The sequence below is a fragment of the Paenibacillus sinopodophylli genome, assembly GCF_005930355.1.
Taxonomy (GTDB): Bacteria; Bacillota; Bacilli; order Paenibacillales; family Paenibacillaceae; genus Pristimantibacillus; species Pristimantibacillus sinopodophylli.
The window spans coordinates 2598217-2618790 of the sequence record NZ_VDBO01000001.1 but is presented as its reverse complement, the minus strand read 5'-3'; the positions used below and the strand labels follow the sequence as shown (position 1 = coordinate 2618790).

The following is a 20574-nucleotide window of genomic DNA, read 5'->3' as shown; positions in this document are numbered from 1 at the left end:
TCCGTTTTTTGCTGTGCTCATCGCTTTCTCAGTACAAAAAATTCGCATTCATTGCGGTTATGATAGGCAATATCGCTTACTCCAGACTGAGTGACGATAATGTTATCGTCAAATCGCACGACAAGTGAACTTGCGTCGATAAGCTGATTGTTCTGAAACACGCGTATGCGATGCTGCTGTTCGAGGACCTCTTCGAAATCGAGGTCGGTGCTCAGCCTTCGGTTTATGGCCATCGTTAAGCTCCTTTGGCTATGCCAGCTTTTCTGTTAGTTTATCGCATCAAGGGGACATTGCAAAGTCCCCTCCTTCGGTGGCGGCTTATCTTCTTTTTTGGCCAAGTTCCGCATAAGTATGGGTAATGGAAGTGAGCCGGAATACAGGAGGGGATCGGATTGGCGAAGTGGGGAAGGAGAGGCTGGCGGTTCAAGCTGTTTGGCGGAAGCCGGATGCTCGGGTCAGGCCGTCCGTTCTCAAGGGTGAAGGCAGTAAGCTGGGGAAGCCGTGTCCATACGTCCTCGTCTCGTTCAGCCCCTAAGAAATGGGGAACGCGCGGAAGAGTATCCAGCAGCAGACGTCCTGCGCTTAACTTTGGCAGCTTCAGAAGCAAGAGCAGCGGCAGCTCTGGCGGTGCATGGGGAGCAGGGCCGACAAGGCCAAGAATCCGACGCAGGACGATATTCATTATCACGCTTATTGTAATGATGATATTCACGATACAATCCTTCGTTTATATTGAACGAAATCTGCGGCCGCCACTTATGAACATTGCCAAAATTAGAGTCAAGCAGGTTGCTACGCAAGCGATTAACAAAGCGATAACCGAGCAGGTAGCAAGCCGTTCTGATACGGATAAGCTGATCGATTGGAAGATGAACAGCAATGGTAAAATATCGGGATTCATGCTGAATTACGCTGAGCATATGAGCATTACCTCGCAGACGATTAATACGGTGCAAACTACACTGAATGACATGAAGGATATTCCTGAGCACATTCCGATCGGGCATGCGCTGAACAGTGCCATAATTTCTTCATTTGGCCCGCGGGTTCCGGTCAAGTTCGAGCCGGTAGGCGCCGTAAAGGTGGATCTCAGCACGCGTCAAAAGGATGCCGGCATCAACATGATTTTGGTTGAGGTGTACATTCGCATCATAGCAGAGGTAACGATCATTATTCCATTTGACACCGAGCCGGAAATCGTCGAAACAGATATACCGATTTCCTATTTGCTCGTTGTTGGAGACGTGCCTATGTATTATTACGACAATACGGGCAAGCCTGTTGGGGATTCAGCCGCTCAAGCGCCTAACATCTCAGTTCCGCTCGGCCAAGGTAGCGGTAGTGGTGTGACGGCGAACCCTTCAAACAGCGAGGGTAGTGAAGGTTCCAACGCTGGCACGGGCTCATCGAATACAGGCAGCTCGTCAGAAGGTTCTACTGAAAGATCTAGTCATTCGGATGCATCAGGCAACGCAGGCATCAGCGGAGAATAGCGTTTATTTAATCAAAAACGACTTTATTGCCCTAGCTTAGTGAGGGCGATAAAGTCGCTTTCGTTCAAATATAGGAAAGCATATGATTTCGCCAACTTTCTCTATATTTGTACGCAAAACGTTAGCTTAGCCGCCAGAGGACGGCTTCAGCCGTTTGCGCTTGAAATATAAGAATCTAAAAGTTTGTTCGCTTATTAAGGGCTTATATTTCACCGTCAAAGCTACTTCAGCGTTTTAAAGGATGCCGAAGGCGTTTTTGCTTGGTAATTATTTTGGTTTTTCCTTATTTTCCTGCTCGAATTCTTTTACGTTCTGCTTGCTCCCACCGACGAAGCATCGGATACGGATCGAATGACCATTCAATGAGACCGCGGTCGCTGTAGACGCCATAGTGCAAATGAGGCGGGAATTTTCCTGACGTACCCGGTTTTCCATAACCCGAGCTGCCTACCCAGCCGACTACCTGCCCTGGCTTCACGACATCGCCTATGCCGATCGTTTTGTCAAATCCGGAGAGATGTGCGTAATAATGATAGAAGTTATTGAGATCGCGTATGCCGATCCGCCAACCGCCATAAGGGTTCCAGCCCCTTACCTCGATAACCCCATAGCATACGCTTCGGACTGGAAGTCCATGATCCGCGAAAATATCGGTTCCCTCATGTGTCCTTCTGCCTCCCCAGCTCCGTCCCGTTCCCCACGTACTGTTGTAGGAGTAGTGGGTGCCGATTGGAACGGGAAAAGCATGTTCGAACAAATCTAGCTTGCCGAATGCAGCATAGATGCGAGCGAATTGCTGAATACGTTGTACGGCACGGTTATTCTGGTAATATTCCCATAGCCCTATCGAGAAATCATCATCAGATAGGCCATATGCGGCAACCTGGCTGACGAGCGAATACAACAAATCGTCATCGCTTGTTCGCTCCGCATGGCCGTTTCCGTCGCCATCACGGCCAATGCCGTTGAAAAAGCGAATGGAAGCTGGCGAGTTGTCGGCCACGTTCGGATTGAGCGGACCTGCCCAGCGCTCCAAATCGATAAACACACCGACCGTGCTGCCCAGCATAGGTCTTGCCTTAGGCTTAACCTTTGATAATGAACGCTCATATTGATCAATGGCGGCTATCCAGTACCAAGGAACGTCCGTAAATAAGCTTAACTTCTCATATAAGCTTCTTCTTGCTGGCAAAGGATCAGCCTCAGCCGCTGCCTGCCGATTCGCTTCTGCCCCGGCCTGACTTTGAATCACAGGAGAGGCTTTGGCATCGCTGACTGGCAAATTAATGAGTAGTGAGGCTGCGATTAGTGTTGCCGCAGCAGGTATAGTCAGTTTCATGCGTCTCATCCTTCCAAAAGCATGACGGTTATGACGTTATCGTTTGCAAACAGCTCATTTTTATGCGAAATCAGCTTCCATAAGATATGAAATGCTGATAAAGTGCTATTATTTATGGAAACATGTTATAATAACCCCATGAGTTTAGGATGTATAAATGAACTTGAAAGCAGGTTATTCCTTATGAAACAACGAGAAACTCTAAAAAAGCCTGATTGGCTTCGCATAAAATTAGCGACAGACGGCAATTATGCCGAAATTAAAAATATGATGCGCACCAAAACATTGCATACCGTTTGCGAGGAAGCTCGTTGTCCGAATATATATGAATGCTGGTCGAATCGGACGGCCACATTTATGATTCTGGGTGATATTTGTACGCGCGCCTGCCGTTTCTGTGCGGTCAAAACAGGTATGCCGACTGAGCTTGATTTGGATGAACCGGAGCGCGTGGCAGAAGCTGCGGAGCAAATGAACCTGCAGCACTGCGTCGTTACGTCGGTAGCGCGCGATGATTTGAAGGATGGCGGAGCTTCGATATTCGCTGCTACAGTCCATGCCATTCGCAAGCGTATGCCATTTTGTCGCGTAGAGGTGTTGATTCCGGATTTCCTCGGCAACATAGAGGCGCTTCAAGTCGTTATGGATGCGAATCCGGATATCCTCAATCATAATGTGGAGACGGTGGCGCGGTTATCTGATCGCGTTCGCGCAAGAGCGAAATATAGCCGTACGATGGAGCTGCTAAGACGCGCCAAAGAAATGAAACCCAAAATCCCGACAAAATCAAGCATTATGCTTGGCGTTGGCGAGGAGTGGGATGAAATATTGCAGACGATGGATGATCTTAGAGCCAACGATGTGAATATTTTGACACTGGGTCAATATTTGCAGCCGTCACCAAAGCATCTTCCAATCGCACGTTATGTCCACCCAGACGAATTCGCAAAACTTAAAGAAGAAGGGCTGAAGCGCGGTTTCAGGCATGTTGAATCCGCACCATTAGTACGCAGCTCTTACCATGCACATGAGCAGACCGATTCGGCACACGCAGCTATTGCTGCTGATGCAGTAGAAGCGGGATTTGACCGTGAAGTTTCTTCCGGTGCTTGCTCGAGCAGCTTGTAACTGACGCTCAAGATGAGGTGGAGACCATGGCTTTGATTCATATCGGCGGAAAATCATATGAAATCGTACAAGAAAATAGGAATGGCTGGAATCCGGAAGCATTTCGCGACCGATACAGTGAAGTGCTGGAGCGTTATGATTTTATCGTAGGTGACTGGGGCTATAGCCAATTAAGGCTGAAGGGCTTCTTCCGCGATAACCATCAGAAGGCGACGAAGGACAGCAATTTATCGAGTATGTCGGACTACATTAATGAGTATTGCAATTTCGGCTGTGCTTATTTCATTCTCGAGAAGACGATAAGCACGCAGCGGGAGCCTGAGGATTTCGACTTGGATGCTGATGATCAACGTCCACGTCTCGATGGGGCTGATTTGCTTGCTGCAGTTGCAGGAATGGCGGATGGTTCTGACAGTTCGGATATCGACACAACCGAGGTTGCTACTGCGAAGGAAGAAACAGCAACTCCTTCTCATGAACGTCATAGCCGCCCTCATAATCGGGAGAATCGTCACAGAAGTTCCAATCGCAGCAGTAATCAGGAACAAAAAGGCGAGCATACAAGTACATCGGCAGGCGAAGGCCGTAACCATAGCGAGCAGCAAGGCAGCAGCAAGCGAGAGCATCAACGCAAAGGCGGATATAAAGGCAATGACCATCGCGGCAAAAAGCCGTTCCGACTTGCAGCTAGCGAAACTGCGGCCGCTTCGGCTGAACCAAGCAGACCAAACAAAAAAGACACGGAGCGCCATTAATCGGCGCTGAAGTGTCTTTTTTTTAATGTACGTCATAGCCAAGGAAGGCTTCTCGTACCCGATTCCAGAACGGGAAAGGGCGATAGCGGGCAAAGCTGACCTTGCGGCTTGACACGCTGCAGCGAATGGAGAGGATGTCGCTGCGCATGATGCTGACATGGTCAATCGTGAGCTGAAGCCGCTGTTCCTTCTTGGATATGATGTCGCAATGATGATGCTGTGGAAGCAGCACCGATGAGCCGAGTGTGCGGTACACACGGTTGTTAATGGAGGCAATCTCAGCAATTTGGAGCGATTCTATAGACGGATGGACGATGGCGCCACCCAAGCTTTTGTTATATGCCGTACTGCCTGAGGGTGTCGAGATTACAATTCCGTCACCACGGAACATCTCAAACATTTCGTCATTAATATTAATTTGGGCAACGAGAGTTCCGTCTACACCCTTGAGTGTAAACTCATTCAATGAGAGGTAATGACGTGTTTCGGTCGGAGTCTCAAGCTCAATCTCCGCAAGTGGATATCTAACAATCTTTGGTGTTTCCTTGGCCATCATCGTGACAAGCTCATCCAGCTCATTCGCCTGCCAATCCGCATAGAAGCCAAGATGGCCGGTGTGGACGCCTACAAAGGCGACATCTGTTATTTGGTCGACATATTTATGGAATGCAAGCAGCAGCGTACCGTCTCCTCCAATTGAAATGACAATTTCAGGTGTTTCGTCATTTCGGGTAAAACCACGCTCCGCAGCCAATGTATGAAATTTCTCCGCCAACGATTTGGATAGCGCATCGCCTCGATCTATTACCGCATACCTCAAAATAAATCCCCTTCCGATCACCTTAGTAATTACGATGATAAAGGAAATCGCCTTTAAATTCAATGCGCTGCGGTGCATTGACAATGAAAGGAACCAGCTCAAGGACCGATCCAGCCCCAGAGCACATAAACGAGTGCCATTGCGATCAATCCATGCAAAAACCTAGCAAGCAGGAAAGGGCGGTAGCGCAGATCGGTTTTGCTTAGCAGACTTGCGATTTGAGCATGGACCGAAAGACCTCCCCAGGACAGCACCCAGGCGGCAATCGCAGCTTGATGCAGGAGTCCTGTGCCTGCTGTACCTGCTGATCGAGCTCCAAGCGTGACCTCGAACAGCCCATATATCCCAGCGTCTGCGAGTGGTTTAGGAAGTCCAATAAGCTGGAACAGAAATCGCAAAGCTTCAGCCATTGCTTCTACGATACCCGCGTGGGTGAGCATCTCCATGACGACGGAGAAGAATACGACCAGACCGCCGACAACGATCATGAGACGAAGTGCAGACTGGACAGAATCCTGCAGTAACTTACCTAGGTCTCTTCCATCCAGAAGTCTGGCTTGGTGCATGGCTTTCAGTGCTTCCGCTATAACTGAAGGTTTACGCTGACGTATGCTGGATGTCGTATTAATAGTTTTGGATAGAGTCGAGGGCAGGGCACGGCGGTCATGGAAACGCATGAGCAAGCCAATAACAAGCCCTCCGCCGTAGTGCGCAGCAGCAAGCACAGGGGCGAGCGCAACGTTATGGAAAAACCCAACTGAAACGGCACCAATCAGAAAAATAGGATCAGAGGTCGTGGTAAAGGCAACAAGCCGTTCGCCTTCTGCCCGATTAATGAGTCGCTGCTCCCAAAGCTGAGCAGTAAGCCTTGCGCCTACAGGATAACCTGAGATGTACCCCATCGTTACAACGAACCCGCCGATGCCGGGAAGCTTGAACAAGGGGCGCATATACGGGTCGAGCAGCTTGCCAAAAAAATGGACGATGCCAAAACCGAGCAGCAGCTCAGATATGACGAAAAAAGGAAACAGCGCGGGGAAAAGCACCTGCCACCAGATCGATAGGCCTCGAAGCGAGGCGCCCAGCGTTTCTGTGGGATACACAGTCATAAGCACGATTATAAAAAGAGCGCTGAACGCGGTAACGGATAATGGATGAATGAATGATCGCAGCAGATTTACCGCCTCCAATTGGACTAGAAGAGCGTATGTTATGAATGATATAAACAAGCTGTACAACCTCTCCTACACTTATATGATGGAATCAGGAGATCCATCACCCATGTCTAATGAAAATAAATTCTGCACAAAAAGAAAACGCTTGCAAAACACTGGATTCCTGACATTTTTATGGTACAATAGAATTACCTTTGAAACGGTTGGAGTGATGAGTATGAGTATAATCGCTGGCATCTTGGTATGTGCTTTCGTCTATGTCATTCGAGAATCTCTTACAGCGCCTGGGGAAGAGGACTATGAGGGTTAATGGGTAATAAGAACTATAGGCTAGTGCCCGCATATTCATTTGCGGGCTTTTTTTTTATTTCTGCAGTAATAAATTTGTGATATAATACTAAGTACCTACAAATTGGAGATGGTTTTGACGATGAATAGGAATATTAGCCTCTATGAAACGATTGGCGGAGCTGAGACTTTAAGACTGATTGTTGAAGCCTTCTATCCGAAGGTGCAAGCTCATCCCCTGCTTGGGCCTTTGTTCCCGGAAGATATTATTCCGGTTATGGACAAGCAATATTTATTTTTGACCCAGTTTTTTGGAGGACCGTCGCTATATTCTGATGAATATGGGCATCCAATGATGCGAGCTAGGCACTTGCCTTTTCCAATTACACCTGAGCGAGCAGAAGCATGGCTTGGCTGCATGCGGCAAGCTCTGCAAGAGATCGGCATACATGAGGAGCTTCAGCTCATCATTATTAATAGACTATCCGGACCAGCACATCATTTTGTTAACACATCTGAAGAGGAGACGTGATCGTATGGAGCCGCTCTACCAATCCAAAATCGTATGCATTTGCTGTGACAATTCGTTTATGACATCTCGGGTAAGACCTAGCTTCAAGCGAGCAGCTAGCGTGGACTCTGACTTTTGCGGATATTATAAAACAGAAGTAAACCCGGATTATTACGTTGTTCGCGTTTGCCCGAATTGCGGCTTTGCTTCGACTGAGAATGGCATTGAGCGGTTGAATGATCAACAAAAGAAGCAATATCATGAGAAAATAGGAGTACGCTGGCTGACGCATGATTATGGCAGTGAGCGTAATGCGAAGCAGGCGATGGCGAGCTATAAGCTTGCTCTTCTCTCTGCACAAGCTATCGGTGAGAAGGACCGTGTTATTGCGGGCCTATTGCATCATATTGCATGGCTCTATCGGTATGATGGCAATCAAAGTGAAGAGAAGCGGTTTTTACGCTTTGCACTGCAAGCGTACATACGAGTGTATGAGGCGGAAGGCGTTGCGCTGAACAATGCGAAGCTGATGTTCTTGATCGGAGAGCTTAATCGAAGAGTCGGAGAACTAAACGATGCGGTAAGATGGTTCTCACGTGTTGTGAACGACAAGAAAATTGTTGATGGTGCTATGATTCGTGCAAGCCGCGAGCAATGGCAGCTGATTCGCGAGGAGATGGAGGTCAGAGCTAAGAACGGATCTGGCGACCTATCTCCAAGCGATCTTCAAGGCTTGTCTGAGCAACCGGTATCTACTTCCGCTTAATAAGCGGTTACCTAAGAACGCGGTCGGTTAACAAATAATCTCGGTCAGCATCGAGAATGGTGACTTTGTTGTGGCAGCATGGGAAGACGAGCAATCGTTTCATTCCGTCTTGAATGTCTGGCAGCTCAGCGGGTTTAACGGGCAGAAGCACATTCTCCGCGGAGCAGAAGGGACAGCTTGATACGTAAAGATCGCCCATAATGATGTCATAAGGCCATGCCTTCTCGAACGGAATCATAGGCTGGTATCGCTCTTAGGTGCTGCTGGAGCATCGGTTTTGGCAAGCTCGGCAAGCTTCTGCAGCAGGATATGCCTAGGCATATGCATTAAGTGCTCGATCGGCACGCCAAGCTGCTCAGATAGCTTCACAGCGGTATCGGCCGAAATTTGCAACGGTTTAGACATGGTGAAATTCCTCCAATCTGGATATAATTAAGTTATACACTGCCAAGAAGGTTTGCGCAAATAAAAACGCAGCCGTAGCTTGGCTTTTTTTTGTGGAGGAGAGGGTGGAGAAATATGGATAAGGGATATCCGCAAAGTTGGGATTTGGATGTACTATACGAAGGCGGCTCAGGCTCAGCAGCTTTTCAAGAGGAACTAGCGGGCATTGAAGACGATATTGTGAGGCTGGATGGCCTGCTGCAAGCAGATTCCAGCTCATCAGGGACGAATATTATTGAAATGACAGAGCTGCTGCAAAGTGTCATCATAAGGCTGCGCGAATCGGAATCATTTGTTTCATGCTTGCTGGCGCAAGACATAAAAGATACGGCTGCGAATGTACGGGGAGATCGTGTCAAAACGCTTGGGGCGAAACTCCTTGGCGTGCTAACGCGTTTTGATAATTTACTGCGTGGGTTAAGTGATTCAGAATGGTCCGTGCTGCTTGAGAATGAGAAGTTGGTCGAGGTTGCCTTCAATTTGGCTGAGCGTCGAGAGCTGGCCAAGCAGAAGATGGCGCCAGAGCTTGAGGCGTTAGCGGGAGATCTTGCAGTTGATGGTTATCATGGATGGGGCGATTACTATAATATGATCGTCTCGCGAGCGAAGTTTACAGATACCGACAAAGACGGAAAAACAACTGTGCTGTCCGCTGGACAAATGCATAACCGGTTATCTGATGCCAATCGTGATGTACGCAAGGCAGCCTTCGCGGAGTGGGAACGTGAATGGTCCGAGCAGGCAGATTTGTGTGCGGAGACGCTGAATCGCATTTCTGGCTTTCGCCTGAAGCTTTATGAGAAACGCAGCTGGAGCTCGGTGCTTCAGGAGCCTCTTCAAATCAATCGCATGAGCGAGGCGACATTGCAAGCGATGTGGGACGCCATAGAGGAGAGCAAGCATGTGCTTGTTACCTATCTGGATCGCAAGGCCAAGCTGCTCGGCGTAGATAAGCTTGATTGGCATGACGTAGAAGCACCAATCGGCTCCGCGACGAGAACGATTCCGTATGATGAGGCAGCCGCTTTTATCATAGAGCAGTTCCGCTCGTTCAGTCCGGAACTGGCTGATTTCTCGGAGATGGCTTTCCAGGATGGCTGGATTGAAGCCGAGGATCGTCCTGGCAAGCGTCCTGGCGGTTTCTGTACTGCGTTTCCCAAAAGCGGTCAAACCCGCATTTTCATGACCTATTCGGGCAGCGCATCGAATATCTCGACACTTGCGCATGAGCTGGGTCATGCCTATCATCAGCATGTCATGAACGATTTGCCGGCATTGTCACAGGAATATGCGATGAATGTAGCAGAGACAGCATCTACGTTTGCAGAGCTGATCGTATCTGACCGAGCATTCAAGGCAGCAACGGAGCCAGAGGAGAAGCTGGGCTTGCTCGAAGATAAAATTCAGCGGTCAGTTGCTTTCTTCATGAATATTCATGCCAGGTTCCTATTCGAAACGAGGTTCTACGCTCGCCGCAGCGAAGGATTGGTATCTGTAGAAGAACTGAACGCAATGATGGAAGAGGCGCAGCGTGAAGCCTATTGCGGTAAACTTGGTGAGGTACACCCTCATTTCTGGGCATCGAAGCTTCATTTTTACTTAACGGATGTGCCGTTCTACAACTTCCCGTATACGTTCGGCTACTTGTTTAGCGCAGGTATATATGCAAAGTCTTTGAAGGAAGGCCCTGATTTCAAAGAGAAATACGTTGCCTTACTGCGGGATACCGGAAGGATGACTGTCGAGCAGCTGGCAGCGATGCATCTTGGCGTAGACCTTGAGCAAAAGGAATTTTGGCGCGATGCGGTTGCTTTAACAGCAAGTGATGTGGAGCAGTTTATTGCTATGACAAATGAATAAACGCTATTGATAGCACGATCGGACAGCCGGAGACGTAGGAGAGAAATCCTGTCTCTGGTTGTTTTTTTTTGAAATATAGGAACGTGTATCTTTGAGCTATTATACATTCTCTATATTTCTCTGAATGAGACGCGCCGCGTCGTCAAATAATGGCGATAGCCGTGTCACCTGTTAGAATGGTTATATCGATACTAAACTCCAAGCGAGAGGCGGAAATGAAATGACAGAGCAAGTGATTGATCAAGCGATTGCTATCGGATTTATCGGGACAGGCATTATGGGGGCTAGTATGGCCGGTCATTTGCTGGAAAGCGGGTATAAGCTGAATGTGTACAATCGCACGAAAACTAGAGCAGATGGTCTGACAGCTAAAGGTGCAGTATGGCGGGAGTCGCCCAAAGAGGTTGCTGCCCATTCGGATATTATCTTCACCATGCTCGGGTATCCGGCTGATGTCGAAGAGGTTTATTTGGGGGAAGGGGGTTTGCTGCGTTATGCAAGGCCGAGTGCCATATTTATTGATATGACGACATCCAGCCCTTCGCTTGCTAAGCGAATACAGCTTAAAGCGGAGAGTATTGGACTGCAGACGCTTGATGCTCCCGTCTCAGGGGGAGATATAGGAGCGAGGGAAGCAAGACTTTCGATTATGGTTGGCGGGAAGGAGGAGACCTATGAGGCTGTCTTGCCGTTGTTCGAACATATGGGCCAAAATATTGTGCACCAAGGAAGCGCAGGCTCTGGTCAATTCACCAAAATGTGCAATCAAATCGCAATTGCATCTAATATGATCGGTGTTAGCGAAGCACTCGCTTATGCGAAAAGCTCAGGGCTTGACCCAAGCAAGGTACTTAAAAGTATCGAGACAGGAGCAGCTGGAAGTTGGTCACTGTCGAATCTGGGTCCGCGGATTATTAAAGGGGATTTTGCCCCAGGCTTCTATGTGAAGCATTTCATGAAGGATATTAAAATTGCAATTGAATCAGCAGAGGAGATGGGGCTCTCTCTGCCAGGTCTTGCGTTGGCACGCTCGCTCTACGAGAAAGTGATTGAGCAGGGGGATGAAGACAGTGGAACACAAGCCTTGTATAATGTCATATTTCAACAGAAATAATGGTATGTATGGTTGACATTGTTTTAATGTGATGTATTATTAAATAAATAGGAGTGCTATTTGGGTTAGTATGACTCATAAATGAGATGGAGGTGAGTCCGATTCAATTATCCACACGGCAGTTGGAGCTTCTTGAGCTTGTGAAGAGGCATGCGCCGATTACCGGTGAGCAATTAGCAGATAATCTGGGCGTGAGCAGACCGACGCTTCGTTCTGATCTGTCGCTCCTTGTCATGCTGGGCTTACTTGATGCAAAGCCGAAAGTCGGTTACTTCCTAGGCAATGCTTACCGAACCAGCCGCGAACCGCTGCAGCAGCTTAACAGCATGAAGGTTAAGGAGGTTCAAGGTGTTCCAGTGAACGTGCCAGACTTTTTATCAGTGCATGATGCTGTCATTACTTTATTCACTGAGAATGCGGACACCCTTATTGTTGTCAATGAGCAGAAACGATTTGTTGGCATAGTGACCCCTAAGGATCTGCTCAAAATAACGTTAGGAAACGCTGGTGCTGCAGCCATTCCAGTCAGTATGGTGATGACCCGCTATCCGAATATTGTGACGCTTATGCCTGAGGATTCCGTCATGGATGCGATCCGGAAAATGTCGCTCCATCAGGTCGATTGCCTGCCCGTTATCGTTCCTCGCGAGGAACATGCGGCTGATCCTGAAGTGACTGGCTCGGTATCGAAGTCGAACATTATACGTCTAATGGCGGACATTGCAATGGACGGGAAATTGGGGGAGCCGTATTGATGACACAGCAAACGATATATGTATGCTCTGATGCTGTCGGTGAAACGGCGGAAGCGGTTGCCAAGGCGACCTTGCGTCAATTTTCATCCGAACAAGTAAAAATTAAACGTTATGGGCATATCAAGTCCGAGGATGAAATCGTACGCATTGTCACAGAAGCGCTCAGCACTGGAGGATTTATCAGCTATACACTCGTACAGCCGGAGCTGCGCGAGCTTATGAGGGAAGAAGCGCTTAGAGTAGGTGTGAGAGCCGTAGATGTCATGGGGCCAATGCTGCAGGCATATGTGGATACGTTCGGGAGCTTCCCTAAGCGTGAACCGGGATTACTGCATTCCATTGATGATGCTTACTACCGACGAATGGATGCCATAGAGTTTGCAGTCAAATACGATGATGGCAAGGACGCACGCGGCTTTATGCAGGCGCAGGTCGTACTGATCGGGGTATCTCGGACATCAAAGACGCCGCTAAGCATCTTTTTGTCGCATAAAGGAATTATGACTGCTAACCTGCCATTGATGCCAGAGGTAAATCCGCCGGAAGAGCTGAAGCCTTCCCCTGGGCGGCTAATTGTTGGGCTTACGATGCAGGCTGAGCATTTGCTGGAGATTCGTTCCGAACGGCTCAAGACGCTTGGACTTCCGGCTTCTGCACAATATGCGACGATCGAACGGATTCAAGAGGAGCTGGATTATGCGGAGGCGGTAATGAAATCGCTGGATTGTCCTGTGATCGATGTAACGAATCGCGCAATTGAAGAAACGGCAGGGATCATTACTGAATGGCTTAACAAATAAATGGCTATACCGATAGTAACAAGGGGGATTCCACATGGACAGAACGTTTGTAATGGTTAAGCCGGATGGCTACGCACGAGGTTTAGTAGGTCGAATTGTTGCACGATTCGAGGAAAAGGGCTTTAAGCTTGCAGATGCAAAGGTTATGCAGTTGTCGAGAGAGCATGCTGAGCGTCATTATGATCACTTGCGGTCCAAGGTTTTTTTTGACGAATTGGTAGACTTTATCGTCTCGGGACCTATATTCGCAATGGTATGGGAAGGCAAGGACGCCATTAAAAATGCTCGTGCACTTATTGGGGCAACGAATCCCTCTGATGCTCTTGCAGGAACGATTCGCGGTGATTTCGCAATCGACGTGGCAAGTAATATTATTCATGGCTCCGATTCGGCTGAGAGCGCAGAACGGGAAATTAAGCTATTTTTCCAATAGCTGATGCGAGCTGATGAGATCATCCGCTGTCGTCTATAGGAATTGTGAAGATATTTTGCGCGAAGCAAGTGGAAGAAAATTCCTTGGTTGACGAAAGTAATCAGGATATGGTAAATTCTACTCAAAGTTAATAATCAAACACGGAAGCACCGTACAAGGACGCAGCTAACTGCGCCTTCTACGGTGCTTTTTTTGTGTTTTCTGAAGAAAGGAGGCGTTTCAGCATGAACATCTATCAACTGGGAGTAGCTGTGAAGGATTCCGAATATTTGAGAAGGCTGGCCGAATACATTCGCGATAGCAAGCTAGGCGAACAGTGGAAGATTATTGCGTTCACCCATGCCGAAGCATGCAAGCAGTACATTCAGCAGGGATATAAGCTTGATGTGCTGGCCGCTCAGCCCGATCTGCTGGCAGAGGTTAAGCCTGCAGTTCCTAAGCTGCCTGTCATCGCGCTTGTACATAAGCTGGGCGAAAGTGGTGAGGAGCATGAGCTGCATCAATATCAGCCGCTTCCTCAATTGCTGCAGCGTTTGTCAGAAATTCATGCTCAGGCAGCGCCGCTTGCAGGACAAGCGGCGGCAGTTGCGGATGAGCCATCTGAAGGAGCACGGGTGCTTTCCGTATATTCATCATCCGGCGGAACTGGGAAGACTGCCCTTGCGCTTCATTTGACACATGCAGCAAGTATACATCGCTTTCGCACCTTTTATCTGAACTTGGAGAGATGGAATTCCTCTGAGGCGTGGCTTGGAACGTACGCTGGCAAGGAAGTGATGGAGGGAGTGCGAGGGACCACTAAGCATGAAGGTTTGTCGGAGCTGCTTTACAGCCTCAAGACACAGCCAGCACAAGCGGCCAAATGGCTGTTGGAGCATAGGAAGCGTGATGCTCGGCTAGGCGGCGATTATTTGGCGGTATGTACGAATTTGGAGGATCGCTTAACGCTTTGTGAGGAAGACGCAGGCTTGTTAATCGAGGCGATATCGGCAAGTGGGCAATATGATTTGATTATCGTGGACCTCGATAGCGATTTGGAAGGTATGCATATAGGACTGTTTGAGAAGTCGCATCGTATTCTTTGGCTGATGAATGACTCCGCATCCGCACGGCTGAAACAAAGTATGGTTCTGCGTTACGGCGAGCAGAAGTGGAATGGTCGGTTTAACAAGTTGCTTAGCAAAATCATTTATGTGCACAAGGAAACGATTCGGGATGAGCTTGCAAGGAATGCGCAAGAGATTGGACAACATGCAAGCAGGCTACAACTGCCTGAGATTGCCGACTGGCGCGGAGCGGGCAACGTCCAGCTGTTATCATCTCCCTTGTACCGAGCAGCGGCCGATCAATTGTTTAAGCAGCTTTTTCTGGAAGGAGCGGGAGCGGTTGCCGAGCGATGAAGCGGTGCTGGAGCTTCGGGATAAAATTCGGGCCAAAATTGATTTCAGCGGTTCTTTATCCGATGAAAGTTTGCTGCTTATTGCGGAGGAGACCGTATTCGAGTGGTGCCTGCATAACCCGTTGACGGCAACCGAGAAAGTGATACTGGTACGCCGATTATTCCATTCCTTTCGCGGACTCGATATTTTGCAGCCGCTGATGGAGGATGCATCGATTAGCGAAATCATGATTAATCATCATGCAGAAATTTTTGTGGAACGCAGAGGACAAATGTCTTTGCTGCCCGTGTCCTTTGAGAGCAAGGAGAGGCTGGAAGATTTGATCCAGACGGTTGTAGCGAGTGTAAACCGTGTCGTCAATGAGTCTTCTCCTATTGTGGATGCCAGACTGAAGGATGGTTCAAGGGTACATGTTGTGCTGCCGCCAGTTGCGCTCAAGGGACCATGCATGACGATTCGTAAGTTTCCCGAGCAGCCGCTGACGATGGAGGAACTGGTCTCACTGGGATCATTGTCTGCAGAAGCAGCTTCATTCCTCCAAGAGCTGGTAGGGGCGCAGTATAACATGTTTATCAGCGGGGGAACTGGGACGGGGAAAACGACCTTTCTGAATGCCTTATCGCAGTTCATTCCACAGGATGAGCGAATCGTCACAATTGAGGATTCGGCTGAGCTGCAAATTCGATCGATACCGAACCTTGTCTCTATGGAGACGCGAAACGCGAATACGGAAGGCAAGGGCGAGATTACGGTCAGGGACCTGATTCGGGCGTCGCTCAGGATGCGTCCAAACCGGATCATCGTGGGGGAGGTACGCGGAGGTGAAGCATTGGATATGCTTCAGGCATTAAATTCCGGACATAGTGGAAGTGTGTGTAGTACAAAGTGCTATTCAACGATACTTTATTTCTATCCGAGCTGGGTAATATCTGCCGTTTCTATAACCCCTCGGATTGTTTATATCACTGAATATGCGAATCTCGTCAAATATCTCATTCAGCAGCTCTTTCTTCTCTAGATCATCTGCATGCTCCCACGCTTGACTAAACGTATCCAGCTTAACCTTAATCTCATTTGACTCCTTAACGCTCTCTTGTGCGTCCTCAATGGCCTTCAATATATCAGACTCAGCTTGATACTCAACGGCTAACCGACTTCTTAAATCGTCTGCTGTGACAAGCTCCTCAATGAACATAAACTGCCACTTCTTAACCCGCGCGCGAACAGATTCAAGATCGCGTGTCAATTTTTGAATCATTTTTTCGCGAGCTGCATTTTGATTATCAGCTTTCTTCTTTTCAACCGTAGTTAATGCTTTATCAACATGAAGAGCAGATATATATTCCATTAGCATATGTTCAATGTGTCGCTGTTGTATTGTTGGCAACATGCAGGAGTTGTTTTCTTTACGCATATTACAAATATAGTAGGAGGATTTTGTGGTATTCCCATTCTTGTCTTTACGACTGTGCACCATCCTACCATGCATAGCTGCTCCACATCGGCCACAACGCAACAAACCAGTGAAGTAGTACTCTAGTTTGCGAGAGTAGCTGTTCCCAGACCTACGGCGCATAATTCTTAAATGCTCGTAAAACTCTTCTTCTGTGAATATGGCTTCATATATTCCTTTTTCATGAATTACATCCTTACGCATCTCTTTCTTATGATTGGCGTATTTACCATTCTCCATTTTATTTCCGAACTGAATGATACCGGCATAAAAAGTATTTTCAAGAGTCGAAGAAACGGTAGAGGCTCTCCAAATAGAACCACGGCGAGTTATTCCCTGGTCTATTAATCTCATTGCAATCGTCTTAAACCCCATCTGTTCTTTCATATACATGTGTCTTACTAATCGGATAATTTCTGCTTCCTCAGGGATAATGTTTCCTTTCTTATCGTACCCATATGGGAACATGCCGTTTGGACGCTTTCCTTCTCTAACCTTCTGTTCCATCCCAAAGCGTACACGTTCCCCGATCAGCTCACGCTCAAACTGTGCAAACACGCCAAGCATGCCGAGCATAGCCATACCCATGGCCGTTGAAGTATCAAATTTCTCCTGCTTGCTGATAAAGGACACGCTGTGAAGCTTCAGGTAGCCTAGCAGCTCGTACAAGTCCTTCACCGAACGAGTGAACCTATCGAACTTATGAACCAGCACAGCGTCAAATAGACCCTTTGTAGCATCGTCAAGGAGTCGTTGCAGTTGCGGACGGTTCGTATCCTTTGCGGAGATGCCTTCATCCATATAAATATCAGATATTTCATATTCATTGACCTTACAGTATTCGATTAAGGTAGCGCGCTGAGCTCGAAGTGAGTACCCATCCTCAACCTGCATTTCTGTGGAAACCCTTAAATATATCGCGATCCTCATAACGTTCCTCCTGAATGTCCAGTTATACCTATTATGATAGGAGTGGGGGAAATAGGAAAGCTGATTTACAAAGTGAAAAGATGAAAATTGTAAATATAGGAGTTTTCAAATTTATGGTAAAATAGTCATGTGATTTTATAGAGATGAGAATAAGAAATATATTAAACAGTTGATCTATCAATTATAGATTTTATCTCAGGAGGGAATAAAATGCTCAAAATTGGACGAAATGAACTCTGTCCATGTAAATCGGGTAAAAAATATAAGAAATGTCATGGGGCAATTGAAGATAAGAAACAAATTTTAGATGCAAACATTCCGGTTGATTCTGCTATTGATAAATGGCTGAATGTTAACCGGATCAAGGATTGTGCACATCCCAATAAAACAGAGTGCTCTAAAGATATCATCAAAGCTCATTCAATTCAGAACAACAGAATTTTATCGAAGCTAAGCGAAAATGGAGATGTATTAATGGTTCGTCAAGCTGCCACAAGGGAGAAATTTGATTTTAAGTTTAAACCAATTGGAAGGAAGGTTGCTACCACATTTACCGGATTTTGTGGACATCATGATAAGCAACTTTTTCAGGAGATTGAAGATATTGAATATGTAGGCACTAATAAGCAGAAGTTCCTTTTTGCATACCGAGCTTTTTCTTACGAGTATCATAAAAAACTTGAAGCTAAAAAAAATCATAGAAGTGTTATTGAGCATAAACCTAGTCTACTAAAAGAAGAAACGTTCCATTCAGTAAGTTTAGGTTATGATTTAGCTGAAAGCGACAGTCAGCGTATAAAAACATTATTAGATAATGCTATCATAGAAGAAAATTATGGTGTTATAGAAACAATAGAATTCAGTTTTCAATGCAAACCTTCATTAGCAGTATGTTCTGGATTTAATTTAGAGTATGATTTAAAAGGTAAAGTAGTTAATAATCTATCTGATTTTAATGCATCAATGTCAATGATGATGTTAAATGTAATCCCAAACGATGATTCTACTGTTATATTAATGAGTTGGTTGAAATCAGATAGTTCTTTGTATGTTAATTTTTGTGATCAACTAACAAAATTATCTGATTGTGAATTAAGGCAATGTATGAGTAATTTGATACCTTCATATTGTGAGAATGTAGTTTTTCATCCACCTTTTATCAAAGGTTGGGATGAAGCACTCAAAAAAGAATATTTATCAATTATTTTAAGGTCGCTAATTATTCCGTTCGAACCCAACAAACGAAACTTATTAAAACCAACAAAATTTAATTTATTTCCTGAATAAATTATTCTAGCTTTTCAATAATTTTTTCATGTTAATGCTTGTATTTTAGTAAGTGGTTATTCAGACGTGATTAAAGGATCTATCTATACTCTTATGGGTATACCTTCGATATTAAAGATATTTAACACTAGATGGAATGGTTTTTGAGAAGGTTTCGATTAGACAGGTCCTATTACTGGACATACCTTCTACTAGGGAGATAGTGACAAAGTGCATTTAAATTACTCTTACTGTAATACCAGGTAGTGGAGGAGCGTTTTTGTGATTTTTCTCTAGAGATAAAACCAACCAATCTTTCTTTAGATTGCGTTCAACTATCGTATCAGGAATAATTAATTGAATTCCGTTACCTTCAAGAAAAATTACGTAATAAAGAGCGCTGCATCCGCGATTTTTTGCTAATGCTTTATGTGCCTCAAATATATCTCTTCTCACACAATTTACGTGTGGTTGATATGAAGCACGATTAATCGTTCGAATTGAAATTGAGCCTTTTTCTGTTGAATAGGCTATAAAATGATTTCTTGCATCCTTTTTTGGTTCCGAAAAATTGTTTTTAGATAACCATTCAGTTAAATGTTTGAGAGAATTAGACATGTAAAAAGCTCCTTTCATGTAATTGTGATTGATAGTATCACATTCGAAGTGGATGATTCCAACAAGTAGCCCCACTTCAATGGTGCTACTTCTTTATTATTTTCTTGACCTTTATCTGCTGGCCATACCTTGGATGATGAGTAATTACACCTTCAATGACATATTCTTTGTTTATAGATAGTCGGTCTTCGTAATTCCCAACGATTGTAAAGCATTCACCTTCATTATTAATGAATCTCGCAACAAAGAATGGAACCTTCCTATAGACACGTTTAATAATAACGCCTGAAAACGTTATTGGTTCGTCTGGAGGTGGTGGTTCTTTAAGTGCAGGAGTTATGTCTATACGTTTACGAACTGGACGTTCAAAAGAGGTGTTTCTAATAAATTTGGCTATGTAATAAATAACAATGGCACCGACAATTCCCCAGATAATGAAGGCTCCCATAATGCTATTATCCTCAGTCTTATTTGTTCTGTTAACAGTATTATGAAAGTGATATTCTCCGTATTCCAATCCCCATCTCTCGCAATTAGTTCTACATGTATGCCCTCCATTAGCATCGGTTCTTCCAGGGTGTGAGGATACTGGATAAGAAATGAATACAAACATTAGCAGAGTAAAGGCAAGTGCAACAAACGACTTCTTCATAAATTTACCGTGTTCTGGATTTGGTTCAGCATCATGTATCGAGCTTCAGTCCTCAAGTTTTCGAGCTTTTTGATATACCGATCAGCAGATCCTGTGTTGAGCTCGCAAAGAATATCTATGTAGGCATCAATTTTAACTATTAGCTGTTCAGGGCTATCAATTGCAGTATATGTATGACATAACTTTTCATCTACAAATTTTATCCGAGGCATATTATAAACCCCTCTGTATTTTTCCAATATAATATACTGTGTCCTGCTCTTAATCTTTCTTAATAAGCTTTCTTGAATTATAAGCGGGGAGGAATGCTGATCATTAAATGGGACTACACTGGCTACTGCATATGCTAATAACAAAAGGAATGCGACTCCGATAGCTTCTAAAAACTCGGATCTAAAAGTGAATTCCATGTCGTTAAAGTACAATATACAAATTTTCACTCCGAAGTATATAACGAACATTTTTAAAGGGAATACCATAGGCTCTCGCAAAAACTTCATTTCCACACTCTCCCATGATTAGATGTAACTATGTAATCGGAAAGTAATTGGAAATTGTGTAGGTATAGAGAAAT

Annotated in this window: 22 protein-coding genes and 1 pseudogene; 13 read left to right on the top strand and 10 right to left on the bottom strand. The window is 45.9% G+C overall.

Annotated elements, in window-relative coordinates; genetic code table 11:
- Positions 1 to 17: 17 nt before the first annotated feature.
- Positions 18 to 233, bottom strand: coding sequence for a hypothetical protein (locus FGT79_RS11640; protein ID WP_138752807.1), 216 nt, complete (start codon positions 231 to 233; stop codon positions 18 to 20).
- Positions 234 to 392: 159 nt separating this feature from the next.
- Between FGT79_RS11640 and yunB the strand changes: the two genes are divergently transcribed.
- Positions 393 to 1493, top strand: a complete 1101-nt coding sequence (gene yunB, locus FGT79_RS11635) for a sporulation protein YunB (protein WP_246096280.1) — start codon at positions 393 to 395, stop codon at positions 1491 to 1493.
- 283 nt (positions 1494 to 1776) lie between these two features.
- Here yunB and FGT79_RS11630 read toward each other — a convergent pair whose 3' ends face one another.
- Positions 1777 to 2832 carry a M23 family metallopeptidase gene (locus FGT79_RS11630; protein WP_171056180.1) on the bottom strand — a complete coding sequence of 352 codons (1056 nt, stop codon included), beginning with the start codon at positions 2830 to 2832 and terminating at the stop codon, positions 1777 to 1779.
- Between the two features lie 138 nt (positions 2833 to 2970).
- Between FGT79_RS11630 and lipA the strand changes: the two genes are divergently transcribed.
- Together lipA and FGT79_RS11620 are read left to right on the top strand one after the other, a co-directional pair.
- Complete coding sequence (lipA, locus tag FGT79_RS11625; protein WP_342778482.1) at positions 2971 to 3960, top strand: lipoyl synthase; 990 nt, start codon at positions 2971 to 2973, stop codon at positions 3958 to 3960.
- Between the two features lie 26 nt (positions 3961 to 3986).
- Positions 3987 to 4715 (top strand): YutD family protein, encoded by a 729-nt coding sequence (locus tag FGT79_RS11620; RefSeq protein WP_246096278.1) that lies wholly within the window; start codon positions 3987 to 3989, stop codon positions 4713 to 4715.
- A 22-nt stretch (positions 4716 to 4737) separates the two neighbouring features.
- On the opposite strand, the gene FGT79_RS11615 is transcribed toward FGT79_RS11620, so the two are convergent.
- Together FGT79_RS11615 and ylbJ are read right to left on the bottom strand one after the other, a co-directional pair.
- Positions 4738 to 5535, bottom strand: coding sequence for an NAD kinase (locus tag FGT79_RS11615; protein ID WP_138752804.1), 798 nt, complete (start codon positions 5533 to 5535; stop codon positions 4738 to 4740).
- 98 nt (positions 5536 to 5633) lie between these two features.
- A complete protein-coding gene (ylbJ, locus tag FGT79_RS11610; protein WP_246096359.1) occupies positions 5634 to 6644 on the bottom strand; it encodes a sporulation integral membrane protein YlbJ in 1011 nt (336 codons plus the stop codon).
- Positions 6645 to 7140: 496 nt separating this feature from the next.
- On the opposite strand from ylbJ, the gene FGT79_RS11605 reads away from it, so the two are divergent.
- Positions 7141 to 7530, top strand: a complete 390-nt coding sequence (locus FGT79_RS11605; RefSeq protein WP_138752803.1) for a globin domain-containing protein — start codon at positions 7141 to 7143, stop codon at positions 7528 to 7530.
- 4 nt (positions 7531 to 7534) lie between these two features.
- Complete coding sequence (locus tag FGT79_RS11600; RefSeq protein WP_138752802.1) at positions 7535 to 8275, top strand: DUF2225 domain-containing protein; 741 nt, start codon at positions 7535 to 7537, stop codon at positions 8273 to 8275.
- Between the two features lie 7 nt (positions 8276 to 8282).
- On the opposite strand, the gene FGT79_RS11595 is transcribed toward FGT79_RS11600, so the two are convergent.
- Positions 8283 to 8513: a hypothetical protein gene (locus tag FGT79_RS11595; protein ID WP_138752801.1), complete on the bottom strand. Its 231-nt coding sequence runs from the start codon at positions 8511 to 8513 to the stop codon at positions 8283 to 8285.
- Positions 8510 to 8680, bottom strand: coding sequence for a YycC family protein (locus FGT79_RS11590; RefSeq protein WP_138752800.1), 171 nt, complete (start codon positions 8678 to 8680; stop codon positions 8510 to 8512). The genes FGT79_RS11595 and FGT79_RS11590 overlap by 4 nt, the downstream gene beginning before the upstream one ends.
- A 114-nt stretch (positions 8681 to 8794) precedes the next feature.
- Here FGT79_RS11590 and FGT79_RS11585 point away from each other — a divergent pair, with 114 nt between their 5' ends.
- From FGT79_RS11585 to FGT79_RS31860, 7 genes are all read left to right on the top strand, one after another.
- Positions 8795 to 10579 (top strand): M3 family oligoendopeptidase, encoded by a 1785-nt coding sequence (locus tag FGT79_RS11585; RefSeq protein ID WP_138752799.1) that lies wholly within the window; start codon positions 8795 to 8797, stop codon positions 10577 to 10579.
- 220 nt (positions 10580 to 10799) lie between these two features.
- Positions 10800 to 11693, top strand: a complete 894-nt coding sequence (locus tag FGT79_RS11580; RefSeq protein ID WP_138752798.1) for an NAD(P)-dependent oxidoreductase — start codon at positions 10800 to 10802, stop codon at positions 11691 to 11693.
- 92 nt (positions 11694 to 11785) lie between these two features.
- Positions 11786 to 12448 (top strand): CBS domain-containing protein, encoded by a 663-nt coding sequence (locus FGT79_RS11575; RefSeq protein WP_246096276.1) that lies wholly within the window; start codon positions 11786 to 11788, stop codon positions 12446 to 12448.
- Positions 12448 to 13248, top strand: a complete 801-nt coding sequence (locus tag FGT79_RS11570) for a pyruvate, water dikinase regulatory protein (protein WP_138752796.1) — start codon at positions 12448 to 12450, stop codon at positions 13246 to 13248. Before FGT79_RS11575 ends, FGT79_RS11570 begins: the two co-directional genes overlap by 1 nt.
- A gap of 34 nt (positions 13249 to 13282) precedes the next feature.
- Positions 13283 to 13681 carry a nucleoside-diphosphate kinase gene (gene ndk / locus FGT79_RS11565; RefSeq protein WP_138752795.1) on the top strand — a complete coding sequence of 133 codons (399 nt, stop codon included), beginning with the start codon at positions 13283 to 13285 and terminating at the stop codon, positions 13679 to 13681.
- A 224-nt stretch (positions 13682 to 13905) separates the two neighbouring features.
- Positions 13906 to 15081 (top strand): P-loop NTPase family protein, encoded by a 1176-nt coding sequence (locus FGT79_RS31100; RefSeq protein WP_171056179.1) that lies wholly within the window; start codon positions 13906 to 13908, stop codon positions 15079 to 15081.
- The gene (locus FGT79_RS31860) at positions 15068 to 16099 is read left to right on the top strand and encodes a TadA family conjugal transfer-associated ATPase (protein WP_246096274.1); all 1032 of its coding nucleotides are present in this window, start codon (positions 15068 to 15070) and stop codon (positions 16097 to 16099) included. The genes FGT79_RS31100 and FGT79_RS31860 overlap by 14 nt, the downstream gene beginning before the upstream one ends.
- A gap of 330 nt (positions 16100 to 16429) precedes the next feature.
- On the opposite strand, the pseudogene FGT79_RS31855 reads toward FGT79_RS31860, so the two are convergent.
- Positions 16430 to 17464, bottom strand: a pseudogene (locus tag FGT79_RS31855) (recombinase family protein); the annotation flags it as partial.
- Between the two features lie 210 nt (positions 17465 to 17674).
- Here FGT79_RS31855 and FGT79_RS11550 point away from each other — a divergent pair.
- The gene (locus tag FGT79_RS11550) at positions 17675 to 18751 is read left to right on the top strand and encodes a YecA family protein (protein WP_138752793.1); all 1077 of its coding nucleotides are present in this window, start codon (positions 17675 to 17677) and stop codon (positions 18749 to 18751) included.
- A 216-nt stretch (positions 18752 to 18967) separates the two neighbouring features.
- Here the strand turns inward: FGT79_RS11550 and FGT79_RS11545 are convergent, their stop codons facing one another.
- From FGT79_RS11545 to FGT79_RS11535, 3 genes are all read right to left on the bottom strand, one after another.
- Positions 18968 to 19348, bottom strand: a complete 381-nt coding sequence (locus FGT79_RS11545) for a hypothetical protein (RefSeq protein ID WP_138752792.1) — start codon at positions 19346 to 19348, stop codon at positions 18968 to 18970.
- Between the two features lie 85 nt (positions 19349 to 19433).
- Positions 19434 to 20000: a YHYH domain-containing protein gene (locus tag FGT79_RS31850; RefSeq protein WP_246096272.1), complete on the bottom strand. Its 567-nt coding sequence runs from the start codon at positions 19998 to 20000 to the stop codon at positions 19434 to 19436.
- The gene (locus FGT79_RS11535) at positions 19997 to 20500 is read right to left on the bottom strand and encodes a hypothetical protein (RefSeq protein ID WP_138752791.1); all 504 of its coding nucleotides are present in this window, start codon (positions 20498 to 20500) and stop codon (positions 19997 to 19999) included. The genes FGT79_RS31850 and FGT79_RS11535 overlap by 4 nt, the downstream gene beginning before the upstream one ends.
- Between the last annotated feature and the right edge of the window lie 74 nt (positions 20501 to 20574).